The organism is Micromonospora sp. WMMD735, from assembly GCF_049178995.1.
GTDB lineage: Bacteria > Actinomycetota > Actinomycetes > Mycobacteriales > Micromonosporaceae > Micromonospora > Micromonospora wenchangensis.
On the sequence record NZ_JBMHMJ010000002.1, the window covers coordinates 3,203,446 to 3,218,633 of the forward strand.

The 15,188-nt window shown below is 74.9% G+C and carries 13 protein-coding genes; 5 read left to right on the forward strand and 8 right to left on the reverse strand.

The genetic code is table 11. From position 1 onward, the window contains the following. Positions 1-38 precede the first annotated feature (38 nt). From ACN268_RS13435 to ACN268_RS13460, 6 genes are all read right to left on the reverse strand, one after another. Positions 39-833 (reverse strand): alpha/beta hydrolase, encoded by a 795-nt coding sequence (locus ACN268_RS13435; protein WP_421486885.1) that lies wholly within the window; start codon positions 831-833, stop codon positions 39-41. Between the two features lie 29 nt (positions 834-862). Further along, positions 863-2,269, reverse strand: coding sequence for a flavin-containing monooxygenase (locus ACN268_RS13440; RefSeq protein ID WP_421483495.1), 1,407 nt, complete (start codon positions 2,267-2,269; stop codon positions 863-865). 157 nt (positions 2,270-2,426) lie between these two features. Further along, the gene (locus ACN268_RS13445) at positions 2,427-3,113 is read right to left on the reverse strand and encodes an endonuclease/exonuclease/phosphatase family protein (RefSeq protein ID WP_204927891.1); all 687 of its coding nucleotides are present in this window, start codon (positions 3,111-3,113) and stop codon (positions 2,427-2,429) included. A 221-nt stretch (positions 3,114-3,334) separates the two neighbouring features. Further along, positions 3,335-4,282: an ROK family glucokinase gene (locus tag ACN268_RS13450; RefSeq protein WP_204927818.1), complete on the reverse strand. Its 948-nt coding sequence runs from the start codon at positions 4,280-4,282 to the stop codon at positions 3,335-3,337. 73 nt (positions 4,283-4,355) lie between these two features. Further along, positions 4,356-5,030, reverse strand: coding sequence for a hypothetical protein (locus ACN268_RS13455; RefSeq protein ID WP_421483497.1), 675 nt, complete (start codon positions 5,028-5,030; stop codon positions 4,356-4,358). Positions 5,031-5,067: 37 nt separating this feature from the next. Continuing rightward, entirely contained in the window at positions 5,068-5,520 is a 453-nt protein-coding gene (locus ACN268_RS13460; protein WP_204927820.1) for an SRPBCC family protein, read from the reverse strand. Positions 5,521-5,676: 156 nt separating this feature from the next. Here ACN268_RS13460 and ACN268_RS13465 point away from each other — a divergent pair, with 156 nt between their 5' ends. The 5 genes from ACN268_RS13465 to ACN268_RS13485 all read left to right on the forward strand — a co-directional run bounded on the left by ACN268_RS13465 (position 5,677) and on the right by ACN268_RS13485 (position 12,626). Beyond that, a complete protein-coding gene (locus ACN268_RS13465) occupies positions 5,677-7,476 on the forward strand; it encodes an AMP-dependent synthetase/ligase (RefSeq protein ID WP_421483498.1) in 1,800 nt (599 codons plus the stop codon). A 14-nt stretch (positions 7,477-7,490) separates the two neighbouring features. Beyond that, positions 7,491-9,182: a GAF domain-containing sensor histidine kinase gene (locus ACN268_RS13470; RefSeq protein ID WP_421483499.1), complete on the forward strand. Its 1,692-nt coding sequence runs from the start codon at positions 7,491-7,493 to the stop codon at positions 9,180-9,182. A 7-nt stretch (positions 9,183-9,189) separates the two neighbouring features. Beyond that, the gene (locus tag ACN268_RS13475; protein WP_007072219.1) at positions 9,190-9,858 is read left to right on the forward strand and encodes a response regulator transcription factor; all 669 of its coding nucleotides are present in this window, start codon (positions 9,190-9,192) and stop codon (positions 9,856-9,858) included. A gap of 205 nt (positions 9,859-10,063) precedes the next feature. Beyond that, positions 10,064-10,873 carry an SAM-dependent methyltransferase gene (locus ACN268_RS13480; RefSeq protein ID WP_204927823.1) on the forward strand — a complete coding sequence of 270 codons (810 nt, stop codon included), beginning with the start codon at positions 10,064-10,066 and terminating at the stop codon, positions 10,871-10,873. Continuing rightward, positions 10,866-12,626, forward strand: a complete 1,761-nt coding sequence (locus tag ACN268_RS13485; RefSeq protein ID WP_421483500.1) for a putative bifunctional diguanylate cyclase/phosphodiesterase — start codon at positions 10,866-10,868, stop codon at positions 12,624-12,626. Before ACN268_RS13480 ends, ACN268_RS13485 begins: the two co-directional genes overlap by 8 nt. Before the next feature lie 84 nt (positions 12,627-12,710). Here ACN268_RS13485 and ACN268_RS13490 read toward each other — a convergent pair whose 3' ends face one another. Continuing rightward, positions 12,711-13,850: a glycosyltransferase family 4 protein gene (locus tag ACN268_RS13490; protein ID WP_421483501.1), complete on the reverse strand. Its 1,140-nt coding sequence runs from the start codon at positions 13,848-13,850 to the stop codon at positions 12,711-12,713. Beyond that, positions 13,847-15,106, reverse strand: a complete 1,260-nt coding sequence (locus ACN268_RS13495; RefSeq protein WP_421483502.1) for a M48 family metallopeptidase — start codon at positions 15,104-15,106, stop codon at positions 13,847-13,849. The genes ACN268_RS13490 and ACN268_RS13495 overlap by 4 nt, the downstream gene beginning before the upstream one ends. Positions 15,107-15,188 lie beyond the last annotated feature (82 nt).

A 15,188-nucleotide genomic window follows, 5' to 3' on the forward strand; every position in this document is an offset into this window, starting at 1 on the left:
CACGGGCCGCCGTCCGCCGTGGCCCGTGCGGTTGCCGGTCAGCGGCGGCCCGGGTCCTTGGCCAGCCAGTCCAGGAGTGCGTCCAGCGGCTCCTGCCAGCGGGTGTCGAGCATCAGGTCGTGCCCCATGCCGGGGAAGAGCAACGGAGCCGCGCCGTAGCGGCGGGCCGCCCGGGTCAGCGCGGCCGGCGGGACGACCCGGTCGTCCGGGCTGCCCAGCACCAGCACCGGCGGGCGGCCCACCGCCGGCTCCGCCGTCCGGCCGGCGAGTAGCTGCCACTGCGCCCGCCAGCCGGCCCGACCCAGCCGGGCCAGGTGCCGGCGGGCGTCCGCCTCGGGCAGCTCCCGGCTGAACAGTTGCCGACGGTGCAGCCGCAACGCGCCACCGAACAGGGCGGGCAGGGTGCCGAGCGGGTTGGCCCGCAGCGCCGCGCCGGCCGTGGCCACGCCGCCGAGCACCGGCGCGACCAGCACCGCCGCGCGGGCCGGGTACCGCGCCAACGCGTGCGACACCACCAGGGCACCCGCGCCGTGCCCCACCAGCACCGCCTGCCGGGGCAGCCCCGCCGCCACCTGGACCACGTCGTGGGTGTACGCCCGCAGCGTCGCCCCCGGCGCCGGTTCGCTGCCGCCGTGCCCGCGCAGGCTCATCGCGTACGCGGGGAAACCGCGCGACGCGGCGTACTCCAGCCAGTGTTCGGCGAACGCCCACGCCCCGTGCCCGAACCCGGGGACGAACAGCAGCGGCGGACGTCCCTCCTCCAGCTCCGGGTCGACGCCGAGCACCTCGCGGCGGGCCCGACGGACCGGGTGGGCCCACTCCCGGCCCCGCATGATCCGGACCCGTTGATCGGTCGTGCCGGTCACTTGCCCTCCAGCTCGTCGAGGGCGCGCTGCACCGCGCGCAGGTAGTCGACGTGGCCCACCTCGAACCAGTGCCGGCTGCTGTCCTTGACCTTCCCCGCGTACCGTTCCCCCGCGCCGGCCGCCGCCCGCGAGGCGAACGCGGCGGCCCGCTGTGGCTGCTCCCGGCGCAGCCGCAGTGACCTGGCGAAGAGCACGGTCTGCCAGTGCGCCAGGGTGAACAGCCCCGAGTCGGGCTGCAACAGCCCGGCCACCGCCAGCGTCGGGTGGCCCGGCGGGAACGCGTGCAGCCACAGCCGGGGGCGACCCGAGCCGTCGGCGTCGCCGAGGACGCCCGGGTCGAGGAACTCGAAGCGGGGCAGGTAGCCGGTAGCGAAGACGACCAGCTCGGGGTCGATCTCCCGGCCGTCGGTGAGGGTCACCCCGCCGGAGTGGAACCGGGCCAGCTCCGGCACGGGGGTGATCTCGCCGTGGCCGACGTAGTAGACCAGTTGGCTGTTGGCGATCGGGTGCGTCTCGTAGACCCGGTGGTCCGGTTTCGGCAGCCCGAACCGGGTCAGGTCGCCCACGGTGAGCCGCAGCGTCCAGTGGTAGAGCCACTGCCGCAGCCGCAGCGGCACCCGCAGCGCCAGCAACGCGTCGTTGACCTGGTCGGCGGGGCGGCCGAGGACGTACTTCGGGGCGTACCAGTAGCCGCGGCGGGTGGAGTGCCAGCAGCGGGACGCCTGCTGGGCCGCCTCGACCGCCAGGTCGCAGCCGGTGTTGCCGGCCCCGACCACCAGCACCCGCTTGCCGCGTAGCTGGGCGGGGTCCTTGTAGGACGAGGCGTGCATGACCTCGCCCCGGAACTCCTCCAGCCCCTCGTAGCGGGGCAGCTTCGGCGACCAGTTGTGCCCGTTGGCGACCAGCACGGCGGCGTACCGGGAGGTGCGTTCCGGGCCGTACCCGCCGGTGCTGCGGGTGGTGACGTCCCACCGGTGGCCGTCGACGGGTTCCACCCGTACCACCTCGGTGCCGAACCAGATGTGCCGGCGCAGGTCGAAGTGGTCGGCGTACCGCTCGAAGTAGGACAGCACCTGGCTGTGGTGCGGGTAGTCCGGCCAGGAGTCCGGCATCGGGAAGTCGGGGAACTGGGTGAACGGCCGCGACGAGATGAGGTGGGTGCTGGCGTACACCGGGCTGCGGTCGTGCCGCCAGTTCCAGCCGCCGCCGACGCCGGTCTCGCGTTCGTAGCAGTCGACGCCGAAGCCGTGTTCGGTGAGGTTCTTCACGGCGGTGAGGCCGCTGGCCCCGGCCCCGATCACGCAGACCGTGTCGCCCCGGTCGGAGACCGGGCGGCCGTCCGGGTTCGCAGGGAGCGTCGTGGGCTCCGGTTCGGGCCGGCCGTGCTCGGTGGAGGGGGACACCGGGAATCTCCTTATGTGCGGCCAGGTACGCCGGTTCGACCGGCATCCTTCCGGGCCCCCGACCCGTTGTCCAGCCCGGCTCGCGGAGGTGTCGTGACGCGTCGCGGGACGGCCCCCGGGCGGCCACGGTGGCCGGCCCGGGGACGCTGCCGGCCGATCAGTCGACGACCGGCAGCAGCAGGTCGACCAGGACCGGGAAGTGGTCGCTGGCCCGGCGGGTGGTCGGGGTGTCCACCACGTCGTAGCCGACCACCTCGACCCGGGGGTCGACGAAGAGGGCGTCGATGCGGCGGCGCGGGTTGGTGCACGAGTAGGTGTGCCGGTCGGCCGCGTCGGCGGCGATCGCGGCGTCGACGAGTCCGCTCGCGACGGTGCCCCAGGCCGGGCCGTCCGGCCCCTCGTTGAGGTCGGCCCCGAAGACCACCGGCAGGTCGCTCGCGGACAGCTCCCGCCGCAGCAGCGCCGCCTGGCCGGGCCGCTCGGCCGGGTCGGTGGACAGGTGCGAGCCGGCCAGCAGGAACCGGGCCCCGCCGACCTGGCAGCGGGCGTACGCCGCGCCGCGCAGGTGCCGGCCCGGGGTCAGCGGGAACCGCTGGCAGTGCGTCCCGGTCACCCGGACCCGCAGGCTGGTCAGCAGCAGGTTGCCCAGCGACGGCAGCCCACCGGCGGCCACCACCAGGCCGAACGAGTCGGCCAGCGTGGCGGACTTCTGCCGCCACCGCAACCGGCGCGGCGCCTCCTGCACGATCACCACGTCGGGGGCGGCCTCGCGGACCACGCTGGCCAGCGCCGCCGTGTCGTCGCGCTGGCTGTGGATGTTGTACGACACCACCCGCAGCGGCACCCGCCGGGCGTCGGCCGGGCCGGCCCCGGCCGCTCCCGTCGGGGCCGGTGCCGGCGGCGCGTCGGCGGTGTCGGCGGGCGCGTCGGCGGTGTCGGCGGGCGCGGCGGCGGTGTCGGCGGGCGCGGCGGCGGTGTCGGCGGGCGCGGCGGCGGTGTCGGCGGGCGCGGCGGCGGTGTCGGCGGGCGCGGCGGCGTCCGGGCGTGGCCCCGTCGGCGCGGCGCTCATCGGCGGCGGGCCAGGTCGGCGGCGCCGATGACGCCGGCGCTGTTGCCCAGCTCGGCGGGGCGCACCTCGGCGACCGGAAGCCGGCTGCGCTGGGCCAGCGCGTCGGCGAAGGACCGCCGGGTCGGGCCGAGCAGCAGGTCACCGGCGTCCACCACGCCGCCGCCGACCACCAGCACCTGCGGGTCGAGGATCTGGGCCATGTCGGCGAGGCTGGTGCCGAGCCAGCGGCCGATCTGGGCGAACGCCTCGGCCGAGATCGGGTCGCCAGCCTGGGCGGCGGTGGTGACCATCGGGCCGGTGATCGCCTCGGCCTCGCCGCCGGCCAGCTCCAGCAGGGCGGTGGCGCGCTGCGGTTCCTGCCGGGCCCCGGCGCGGGCGAACCGGACCAGGGCGCTGCCGCTGGCGTACTGCTCGATGCAGCCGAGCCGGCCGCAGCCGCACTGGTGGCCGTCGGGGACGGTGAGCATGTGCCCCAGCTCGGCGGCGATGCCGTGGGCACCGCGGACCAGTTCGCCGCCGAGGACGATGCCGCCGCCGACACCGGTGCCGATGGTGAACATGACCATGGAGTCGTCGGCGTCGCGGGCCGCGCCGTGCCGGAACTCGGCCCAGGCCGCCACGTTGCCGTCGTTCTCGACGATCACCGGAAGGCCGGTGGCGGCGCTGACGTAGTCGCGCAGCGGTTCGTCGCGCCAGGCCAGGTTGGGGGCGAACAGCACGGTGGAGCGGGACGCGTCGATCCAGCCGGCCGCGCCGATCCCCACCGCGTCGACCTGGTGGCCGGTGGCGAGCTGGGTGACCAGTTCGATGATGACGTCGCGGGTCTTGCCGACGTCGTCCGCGGGGGTGTCCCGCCGGGCCTGCACGAGCACCCTGCCGGTGTCGTCAACGACACCGCCGGCCACCTTCGTGCCACCGACGTCGACTCCGATGGTCAGCGTCACCGCGGCCACTCCCCTCTGCTGTGCTGCCCGACATCGGCCGAAACCGGCCGTACGCTGCCGGGATGTCCGGTGGTCAGGCCCCGTCGCCTGGTGCGTCCCCGTCCGCGCCGGCCGGCGCGCGCGAGGCGGGCACCACGGGACCGTCGGCCGCGGGCCGGACCTGCTGGGCCGGCGCGGCCGGCCCGGCGTCGTCGACGGGCGGTGCGGCGGCGGCCGGTTCGACCGCGTCCTCCGCCCGGGTGGCGGCGGACCAGACGTCCCGCTCCGGCGCCGACGCAGAATCATGCCCGGTACGGGTGGCCTCGCGCCACACATGATCGGCTCCGGAATCGGACGGGCCGGTCGGCGCGCCGACGTCGCCGGCATCCCCGGGGGGTGCTTCCCCGGCTCCGGGCGGGGCGAACGCGCGCATCAGGCTGGCCACACCGGCCGCCAGATCCCCCGCGCCGGTGGCGAGCCGCTCGGCGAATTCGGGACTGGGATCGCGCAGGGCGGCGACCGCCCGGCAGATCGGACAGACGCAGCACTCGGCCGATCCGGTGGCGAAACCCGCCGCGCGGTGGCTGCCGCCGGCCGACCGGGACGGGCCGGCACTGTGACCGAGGACACCCGAGACGATCCCACCGAGCGGACCCCACGGCCCCGACGCCGACCCGGAGCCGGCGGAGGCCAGCCGGGCCGTCGCGAGCAGCGTGGCGACCAGCCGTTCCGCTTCCTCCCGGGCCGAGCCCGGTTCCGTTGCGCCCATGGTCGGCTCCTCCGTCGTGTCGCCGGCCGTCGCGTCGCTACGCCGCACCGGTTGCTTCTACCCGGCGCTTGAGCTGCTTCAACGCCGTATCCATGATCATTTTCTCGGCCTTGCGGCGAAACATGCCGAGCATGCCCACCGACAACTCGACCTCCAGCGTGTAGGTCACCGTGCAGGTGCCGTCCGGGTTGCCGACCAGGTCGTACGAGCCACGCTGGGACTTCTGCATCGTCGAGGGCGACACCAGGTGCCACTCGATGCGGGACAGGTCCTCGGCGTACTCGTAGGCCAGCACGTACTCGTCGGCCATCACCCCGGCGTCGATGGTGAACCGGACCTGGCTTGCGTAGCCGTCCTCGTATTCCTCGACGACCTCGGTCCGGCGCACCGCCTCGGTCCACTCGGGGTAGCGCGCGAAGTCGCACACGACCGCCGCGACCCGGTCCGGTGACGCGCCGATGACGATCGACTGGGTGGAGGAGTCCGCCATGGGGGGAGGCTACCCGGCGCGTCCGACGGATGCCCCGCTCCACCCCCCGGGCAGGGGCCGGGCAACCTGGCTGGGGCGTCCGCCCGGCCGGCCGGGTAGGTTTCGACCATGCCGGCCCGTGGTCGGCCCGGCCAGTGCGAGCACGAGGGAGTGCAGGTGCGCGAGTTCTCCGTCCCGCCGATCGTCACCATCGGCGACGCGGCAAACCTGACCGACCCGGTCTGGGACAACGCCGAGGCCGCGCCGGACGCGGTCCAGTTCGTCCGGCCCGCCGTCGAGGGCCGCGCCGGGGTCGACGTCACCTGCCGGCAGTTCCGCGACGAGGTGGTCGCGGTGGCCCGGGGGCTGGCCGGCGCGGGGGTCTCCCCCGGTGACCGGGTCGCCCTGATGAGCCGCACCCGCTACGAGTGGACCCTGCTCGACTACGCCATCTGGGCGGCCGGCGCGGTCACCGTCCCGATCTACGAGACGTCCAGCGCCGAGCAGGCCGCCTGGATCCTCGCCGACTCCGGCGCGGTCGCGGTGGTGGTGGAGACCAACAGCCACGCCACCCTGGTCGCCGGGGTCCGCGACCGGCTGCCCGAGCTGCGCGACGTCTGGCAGATCGAGCTGGGCGGGGTGGAGGAGATCGTCGCCGCCGGCAGCTCGGTCGACCCGGAGGAGATCGAGCGCCGACGCACCTCGGTCCGCGCCGCCGACGTCGCCACGATCATCTACACCAGCGGCACCACCGGTCGCCCCAAGGGCTGCGTGCTGACCCACCGCAACATGTACGCCGACATCGCCAACGCGGTGCCGGTGCTGCCGAACCTGTTCCGGCCGGGCGCCTCGACCCTGCTCTTCCTGCCGTTGGCGCACGCCTTCGCCCGGCTGATCCAGATCGGGGTGGTGCAGGCGCGGGCCACGATGGCGCACTGCGCCGACACCCGGGACCTGGTCGCCCAGCTCCAGGAGTTCCGGCCGACGTTCGTGCTGTCGGTGCCGCGGGTCTTCGAGAAGGTCTACAACGGCGCCCGGCAGAAGGCCGAGGCCGACGGCAAGGGCGCGATCTTCGACCGGGCCGAGAAGGTCGCCATCGCCTGGAGCGAGGCGCAGGAGACCCCGGGCGGTCCCGGGTTCGCGCTGCGCGCCCAGCACGCGGTCTTCGACCGGCTGGTCTACCGCAAGCTGCGGGCCGCCCTCGGTGGCCGGTGCCGGGACGCGATCTCCGGGGGCGCCCCGCTCGGCGCCCGGCTCGGGCACTTCTTCCGGGGCATCGGGGTGACCATCTGCGAGGGGTACGGCCTCACCGAGACCTCCCCCGCCGCCGCGGCCAACCTGCCCACCGGCACGAAGATCGGCACGGTCGGCCGGCCGCTGCCCGGCGTGACGATCCGGATCGCCGACGACGGCGAGATCCTGATCGCCGGCGACCTGGTCTTCCAGGGCTACTGGAAGAACGAGGCGGCCACCGCCGAGGCGCTCGCCGACGGCTGGTTCCGCACCGGCGACCTGGGGCACCTCGACGACGACGGCTTCCTGCGCATCACCGGCCGCAAGAAGGAGATCATCGTGACGGCCGCCGGCAAGAACGTCGCCCCGGCGGTGCTGGAGGACCAGGTCCGGGCACATCCGCTGGTCAGCCAGTGCCTGGTGGTCGGCGACCGGCAGCCGTTCATCGCCGCCCTGGTCACCGTCGACGAGGAGGCGCTGCCGAAGTGGCTGGCCGCGCACGGCCTGCCCGAGGACACCCCGGTCGCGCAGCTCGTGGGGCACGACGCGCTGCGGGCCGAGATCCAGGGCGCGGTGGACACCGCCAACCTGGCCGTCTCCAAGGCCGAGGCGATCAAGGTGTTCCGCATCCTGCCCCGCGACTTCACCGAGGCGACCGGCGAGTTGACCCCCTCGCTCAAGGTCAAGCGGCAGGTCGTCCACAAGACGTACGCGGCCGAGATCGCGGAGATCTACCAAGGCTGACTACGATCCGTCACGTGCCCGCCTCCACAGCCGCCCGCCCCCAGACGCGTCCCGTCGCCGCCGCCGCGCGAGCGGTGATGCTCGCGCTGGTCGGCGTACTGACCCTGGTCGCCACCCGCGATCCCGCCCAGCTCTGGTGGATCGCCCTGCTGGCGGTCGCCGGAGCGCCCGCCCTGCTCGCCCCCGAGCACCGGCTGATCGGCCCGCTGAGCCGGCTCGCCGAGGCGGTGGTGATCGGGCTGGCCGCCAGCCAGGTCGCCGTCTCCTCCGCCCTCGGCTCGTCGGTCGGCGGGCTGGGCGCCTCGGCGGTGCTGCCCTACCTGGCGGTGCCGGTGACCGTCACCGCGCTGCGCCGGCAGTTCCGCGAGGGCGCGGTGCTGCTCGGGGTCACCGCGGCCACCCTGCTGGTGGCGGGCGCCTTCACCGTGGTCGACGGTGGGCGGCAGCTCGGCCAGGCCGGTTACCTGGCGGTCTGCGCGCAGTGGCTGATCCTCGCCGGGCTCGGCCTCTACGCCGCCGGCACGCTGCACCAGGTGATGCGGGTCCGGGCCGACGGCAAGCCCCAGCCCTACGCCGAGGCGACCCGGCTGCTGACCCAGCTGCGTACGGTCGCCCGGCAGCTGCCCGGGGCCACCCTCGACCCGGGCGGCATCTCCGAACACCTGCTGGAGGAGCTGCGTACCGTCGCCCCCGGCAACCGGGGCGCGGTGCTGTCGGCCAGCGGCGGCGGGCGGCTCGTGGTCCTCGCCCAGGTCGGCGTCGACCGGGTCGACTGGGAGACGACGTTGGACGCCGACTCGGCGATCGCCGACGCCTGGGCCAGTCAGCAGCCGCAGACCTCGGCCCGGTCGCAGGCCCGCTCGCACAGCGGCGGGGACGTCTCGGCGCTGATCGTGCCGCTGGTCGCCGGGGTCCGTACGGTCGGCCTGGTGGTGCTGGAGGCGGACGCGGCGCACGCCTACCCGCCGCCGGTGGTGTCCCGGGTGACCGCGCTGACCGGCCCGGCGGCGCTGCGCCTGGAGGCGGCGCTGCTCTTCGACGAGGTGCGGTCGCTGGCCACCAACGAGGAGCGGCAGCGGCTGGCCCGGGAGATCCACGACGGGGTGGCACAGGAGCTGGTGATGGTCGGCTACGGCATCGACAACGCGCTGGCCTACGTCGACGAGGACCCGAAGGAGACCGCCGAGGCGCTGCGCACCCTGCGCGGTGAGGTGACCCGGGTGATCACCGAGCTGCGGCTGAGCCTGTTCGAGCTGCGCAGCGAGGTCGACCGGCACGGCGGTCTGGCGGCGGCGATCGCCGAGTACGCCCGCACCGTCGGCGCGTCGGGGGGCCTGCGGGTGCACCTGTCGCTCGACGAGTCGACCGCCCGGCTGCCGGCCGCCACCGAGGCCGAGTTGCTGCGCATCGCCCAGGAGGCGGTGACCAACGCCCGCAAGCACGCCGGGGCGTCGAATCTCTGGGTCACCTGCGAGGTGGACCCCCCGTACGCGCAAATTGAAGTGTCGGATGACGGTCACGGCATCGGTGACCAGCGCACCGACGGTCACTACGGCCTTGCGATCATGGCGGAGAGGGCGGAACGTATCCGGGGCCGGTTGGAGATCAGTCCCCGGCAACCCAGTGGTACGACCGTGGCGGTGGTGGTGGGTTCGTCGCCCCGGCGCGATAACGTGCGTGGCAGCGCAGCAGCAGAAGTGGAGTAATTCGAGGATGACCACAAGCCCGACACCGGCCACCCGTACCAAGGTCCTCCTTGTCGACGATCACGATCTGATCCGCAAGGGGCTGCGGCACGCCTTCGAGCGGGACCGTCAGTTCGAGGTCGTCGGCGAGGCCGCCACGGCGGCGGAGGGCGTGCGCCAGGCCGGCGCGCTGCAACCGGACGTCGTGATCATGGATCTGCGGCTTCCCGACGGCAGCGGCCTGGAGGCCACCCGGGCGCTGCGCAAGTCCAGCGCGTCGATGGGCATCGTGGTGCTCACCATGTACGCCGGTGACGACCAGCTCTTCGGCGCGTTGGAGGCGGGGGCGAGCGCCTTCGTGCCCAAGACCGCCCCGGCCGACGAGGTGGTGGCCGCCGCCCGGCACGCCGCCTCCTCGCCCAGCGCGTTCACCGCCGCCGACCTGGCCGAGGCGATGAAGCGCCGGCTGGCTCCGTCCGGCCCGCAGCTCTCCCCCCGCGAGGGTCAGGTGCTGCGGCTGCTCGCCGACGGCATGAGCGTGGCCGGCATCGCCAAGCAGCTGTTCGTCAGCGAGTCCACCGCCAAGACCCACATCTCGAAGCTCTACGAGAAGCTGGGCGCGGCCAACCGGGCGCAGGCGCTGATGACCGCCCTGCGGCTGGGTCTGCTCGAGGCGCCGGACGCCCCGAAGTTCTGAGGCGGGGCCACCCCGCCGGGCCGGTAGGCCCGGGTCCACCCGGACCCGGGCCTGCCGTCGGCACACCACCGGTTCGACTGCGCCCGGTGAGCGACCGGTCGCGCACTGATCGCGGTCTTTGCACCTGGGCGGTGGGCAGGCAGAATACCCGGGTGAACCGCACGGTCGACCATGTTTGCGGTGGTACTCGACAAAGGGGTTGGGGATGCAGCGACCGAACTGGGCACCCGACGACATCGACATCGAACGCCCCAGCGTCGCCCGCATGTACGACTACTACCTCGGCGGCTCGCACAACTTCGCCGCCGACCGGGTCGCCGCCCGCGCGATGGTGGAGGCGGTTCCCGACGCGCCGCTGATGGCCCAGGCCAACCGTGCCTTCCTGCGCCGGGTGGTGCAGCACCTGGTCGACTCCGGCATCCGCCAGTTCCTCGACATCGGTTCCGGCATCCCCACCGTCGGCAACGTGCACGAGATCGCCCAGCGGGCCGACCCGCGCGCCCGGGTGGTCTACGTCGACGTCGACCCGGTCGCCGTCGCGCACAGCCAGGAGATCCTCGCCGGCAACCCCGCCGCCGCCGTCGTGCAGGAGGACCTGCGCCGGCCCGAGGCGATCCTGGCGCACCCCGAGGTGACCCGGCTGATCGACTTCTCCCAGCCGGTGGCCGTGATGATCGTGGCGGTGCTGCACTTCATCCCGCACGCAGACCATCCCGAGGACATCCTGCGGACGTTGCGCGCGGCGCTCGCCCCGGGCAGTTACCTGGTCCTCTCCCAGGCCAGCGACGACACCCGGGGCGGGGCCGAGCGGACCGAGGCGGAACGGGTCTACCGGCGTACCGACAACCCGCTGTGCATCCGCAGCCGGGCCGAGCTGACCGCGTTCTTCGACGGCTTCACGATCGTCGACCCCGGGGTGGTCTGGGTGCCGCAGTGGCGGCCCGAGACGCCGGAGAGCGCCGAGAACGCCGAGCAGGCCGTCTTCCTCGGCGGCGTCGGGCGTCTCGATGGGTGAGCCGACGGGCCCCCGGGCGTCCTGCCCGGGTACGTTCGCCCGTGCCTGGGCCAAGGCGGTCTCCGGCACCAGCTACCTGCCGATGACCCAGGCCCAGTTGGAGGAGCTGCTGCAACGGCTCACCGTACGACTGGCGGCCGCGCTGCGGGCCGAACCGTTCGACCCGCGGGTCGGTCACCAGGTGGGCGCGGAGCTGGTGGCCGCGCACATCGCCTCGGCGGAGGGGCTGGGGCGGACCGTGGAGGTCGTCCAGCTCCGCCTGCTGCGCGACCTCGGCCTGGTCGGCGACGACATCTCCGACCGGCTGGCCCGGTTGCTCGCCACCATCACCACCGGGTACGCCCGCGCGCTGCGCGACCGGACCCTCGACGAGCAGGAGTCCATCCGGCGGGCGGCGATGGTGGCCCGCGCCCAGGCCGAACGGGCGCTGCGCGACAGTGAGTCCCGCTTCCGTCACCAGGCGACCCACGACCCGCTCACCGACCTGCCCAACCGCACCCTGTTCACCGAACGGCTCGCCACCGCCCTCACCGCCCCGGGGCGGGGTTCGGCCCGGGTGGGGGTGTGTTTCCTCGACCTCGACCGGTTCAAGGTGGTCAACGACTCCCTCGGTCACCAGCTGGGCGACGCCCTGCTGGTGCAGGTGGCGCAGCGGCTGAGCCGGGCCCTCGGCGAGCACCTGGTGGCCCGCCTCGGCGGCGACGAGTTCGTCGTCCTCGTCGAGCGCACCGACGGCACCGACGACGTGGTGAAGGTGGCGGAGGCGGCGCTCGCCGCGGTCGCCGAGCCGGCCCTGGTCGAGGGGCACGAGCTGACCGTCACCGCCAGCGCCGGCATCGTGGAACGACCGGTGGCCGGCACCACCCCGGGCGAGTTGATGCGGGCCGCCGACAGCACCCTGCACTGGGCCAAGGCGGCCGGCGGCGCCCGCTGGGCGCTGTTCGACCCGGCCCGGCACCGCACCGAGCTGGCCCGGTACGCCCTGTCGGCGGCCATCCCCGCCGCCCTGGACCGGGGCGAGTTCTTCCTGGACTACCAGCCGCTGACGTCGCTGCGGGACGGCACCGTGGTCGGGGTGGAGGCGCTGGTCCGTTGGCGGCACCCCGAGCTGGGGGTGCTGGGTCCGGACAGCTTCATCGGGCTGGCCGAGGAGACCGGGCTGATCGTCCGGCTCGGTGGTTGGGTGCTCGCCGAGGCGTGCCGGGAGGCGGAGAGCTGGGCGGCCGGCGGCGGGCCGGCCCCGTTCGTCAGCGTCAACCTCGCCGTCCGGCAGGTCCACCGCCCCGGCCTGGTGCAGGAGGTGCGCGGGCTGTTGGCGCAGACCGGCCTGCCGCCGCAGCGGCTCCAGTTGGAGATCACCGAGAGCACCATGATGAGCACCGGCGGGGAGGACCCGGTCCGGGCCCTGCGGATGCTCAACGACCTGGGTGTCCGGATCGCCATCGACGACTTCGGCACCGGCTACAGCAACCTGGTCTACCTGCGGGACCTGCCGGTCACCGAGCTGAAGGTGGCCGGCGAGTTCGTGACCAGGTTGCGCAGCCCGCAGGTCGACCCGGCCAGCCGCAACGACGAGCAGATCCTGGCCTCGCTGGTGTCGCTGGCCCACGCGCTGGACCTGACGGTCACCGCCGAGGGGGTGGAGACCGCCGACCAGGCCGACCTGCTGCGCTCCATCGGCTGCGACACCGGTCAGGGCTGGCATTTCGGCAAGCCCGCCCCCGCCGCCCGCATCCTCGAACAGATCCGCTGACCCACCCGCCTGCGGCCCACCCCGCCGCCCTGTTCCGCGCCGGACCGACCGGTGGGCGGGTCGGCCGGAGGGTCGGTCGGCGGTTCAGCCGGGGGCGGCGGTGCCGGTGAGCAGGTCCGTCAGGCGGCGGGCCTGGGTCTCCCAGCGCCACTCCTTCTCCACCCAGGCCCGCCCGGCCGCGCCGAGCTGCCGGGCGAGGTCCCGGTCGGCGAGCAGGGTGGCCACCCGGTCGGCGAGCACGGCGACGTCGCGCCCCGGGACGACGTACCCGGTCTCGCCCTCGCGGACCGCGTCCGGTGCGCCGCCGGAGTCACCGGCCACCACCGGCAGCCCGGTCGCCGACGCCTCCAGGTAGACGATGCCGAGCCCTTCGACGTCAAGCCCCCGGTTGCGGGTACGGCAGGGCATCGCGTAGACGTCACCGGCCGCGTAGTGGGCGGGCAGCGCCTCCCACGGCACCGAGCCGGTGAACACCACGTCACGTTCCACGCCGGTGGACCGGGCCAGCTTCTCCAGGGTCGCCCGGTAGGGCCCGCCCCCGACCACCAGCAGCGCCGCGTCGGGCACCCGGCGGCGGATCGCCGGCAGGGCCCGGATCAGCATGTCCTGGCCCTTGCGCGCGACCAGCCGGGAGACGCAGACCACCACCGGCCGGTCGGCCAGCCCGAGCCGGGCCCGCACCGGCGCGCCGTCCACCCCGGGGTGGTAGGTGTCCACGTCGACCCCGGGGGCGAGCCGGTGCAGCTCGGTGACGCCGCGCAGGGCGCGCTCCAGCCGTATGCGGGTGTAGTCGCCGAGGTAGGTGACCACGTCGGTGTCCCGGCCGATCCGGCGCAGCGCGGCGCGGGCCCCCGGCAGGGTCGCCCAGCCGGCCTCGTGACCGTGGGTCAGCGCCACCGCGCGGCGGATGCCGGCCCGCCGGCGCAGTCCGCCGGCGAGCAGGCCCAGGGGCGCGGCGGCACCGAACCACACCGTGTCGCAGCCGTGCTCCCGGGCCAGCCGGGCGGCCCGGCGGGCGACCCGCGGGGTGGGCAACAGCACCCGGGTCGCGTCCCGCACCACCGGGAAGGGCTGCGCGGCGTCGAACCCGGCGGTGTCGCGCCAACTGGAGGCGTAGACCACCACCGAGCCGGGCGGCTGGCGAACCGCCAGGTGGTGCACGAACGACTGGATGCCGCCGGGGCGGGGCGGGAAGTCGTTGGTGATCAACAGGGTCCGGGTCACCGGCCGGCCTCCCGGGCGTACGCGCGGGCGGCGGCCATCCGCTCCACCGTGGACGGGTGCGAGGCGAACCAGAGGTACTCCGCCCGGGGCGGGTCGGGATCGGCCAGGTTGACCCCGGCGAGCCGCCGTTGCATCGCCTCGAAGGTGGCCGGGTCACCGGTGAGCGCCAGGGCGTGCGCGTCTGCCCGCGCCTCGATCCGGCGTGACACCAGCGCCTGCACCGGGCCGGCGACCAGCCCGGCGACCGTCACCAGGGCGATCAGCAGCGCGAACGCCCGGGGCTCGGCGATCGAGTCGACGCCGGCCCGGCGCAGCAGCGGCGCCCAGGAGCCGACCAGGTAGAGCGCGACGACCGCGGCGGCGGCCCCGAGCGCACCGGTCAGCGTGCCGGTCCAGACGTCACGGTCCCTGGCGTGGCCCAGCTCGTGCGCCACCACGCTGGTCACCTCGGCCGGGGTGGCCTCGCGCAGCAGGGTGTCGTAGACCACCACCCGCCGGGTCGGCCCCAGACCGGAGACGTACGCGTTGACCGCCCGGGTGCGGCGGGAGGCGTCGGCGACCAGCACGTCCCGCACCGGTACGCCGTCCCGCGCCGCCAGGGCGGTCAGTTCGGTGCGCAGCGGCCCCTGCTCCATCGGGGTGAACCGGTTGAACACCGGCTCCACCAGCACCGGCAGCACGAAGGACAGCAGCACCACCAGCCCGGCCGCGCCGGCCGCCCCGAACGCCCACCACCAGCGCGGGGCGAGCCGGGTGACGGTGTAGAAGCCGAGCAGCACGGTCGCGGCGAGCACCGCGCTGAGCGCGTACGACTTGAGCAGGTCGACCGTCCAGCCGCCCCAGCCCTGGGTGGCGAGCCCGTACCGGGTCAGCACCGACTGCCGCCAGGCGGCGAACGGGAGGGTGAGCAGGTCGGCGACGAGCACCACGGCGATCCCGCCGAGCACCGCGCGGGCGATCCAGTGGTCGCCGAACGGCCGGCCGGCCAGCTCGACCAGCCTCGCCCCGAGCGGGGTCAGCCCGAGCAGCAGGGCCACCAGCAGGCCGACGGCGAGCCCGGTGTAGCGGCCGGGACGCAGGGCCGCCTGCAACGCGCGCCCCCGGGCCACCTGGTCGGCGGGCAGGTCACGCAGGGCGGCGAGCTGGTCGGCGCGGGGGGCCGGGGGCCGGCTCCACGGGACCAGCAGGGCACCGAGGACGACCAGGGCCAGCACCAGCGCCGCCAGGGTGAGCACCGCCCAGCCGCGCGGGCTCACCGGGGCACCCCGGGTACGGGTCCGCGGGCGTGGCGTCGTACCCGTGTCATGCCGCCGCTCCTCCCGCCGTGAGCGCCCATCC

What these genes read in the sequence shown, in the direction of transcription:
- ACN268_RS13485 (WP_421483500.1), top strand. Translation starts at nt 10,866, where the DNA reads ATGGGTGAGCCGACGGGCCCCCGGGCGTCCTGCCCGGGTACGTTCGCC.
- ACN268_RS13435 (WP_421486885.1), bottom strand. Translation starts at nt 833, where the DNA reads ATGCGGGGCCGGGAGTGGGCCCACCCGGTCCGTCGGGCCCGCCGCGAG.
- ACN268_RS13480 (WP_204927823.1), top strand. Translation starts at nt 10,064, where the DNA reads ATGCAGCGACCGAACTGGGCACCCGACGACATCGACATCGAACGCCCC.
- ACN268_RS13455 (WP_421483497.1), bottom strand. Translation starts at nt 5,030, where the DNA reads ATGGGCGCAACGGAACCGGGCTCGGCCCGGGAGGAAGCGGAACGGCTG.
- ACN268_RS13475 (WP_007072219.1), top strand. Translation starts at nt 9,190, where the DNA reads ATGACCACAAGCCCGACACCGGCCACCCGTACCAAGGTCCTCCTTGTC.
- ACN268_RS13460 (WP_204927820.1), bottom strand. Translation starts at nt 5,520, where the DNA reads ATGGCGGACTCCTCCACCCAGTCGATCGTCATCGGCGCGTCACCGGAC.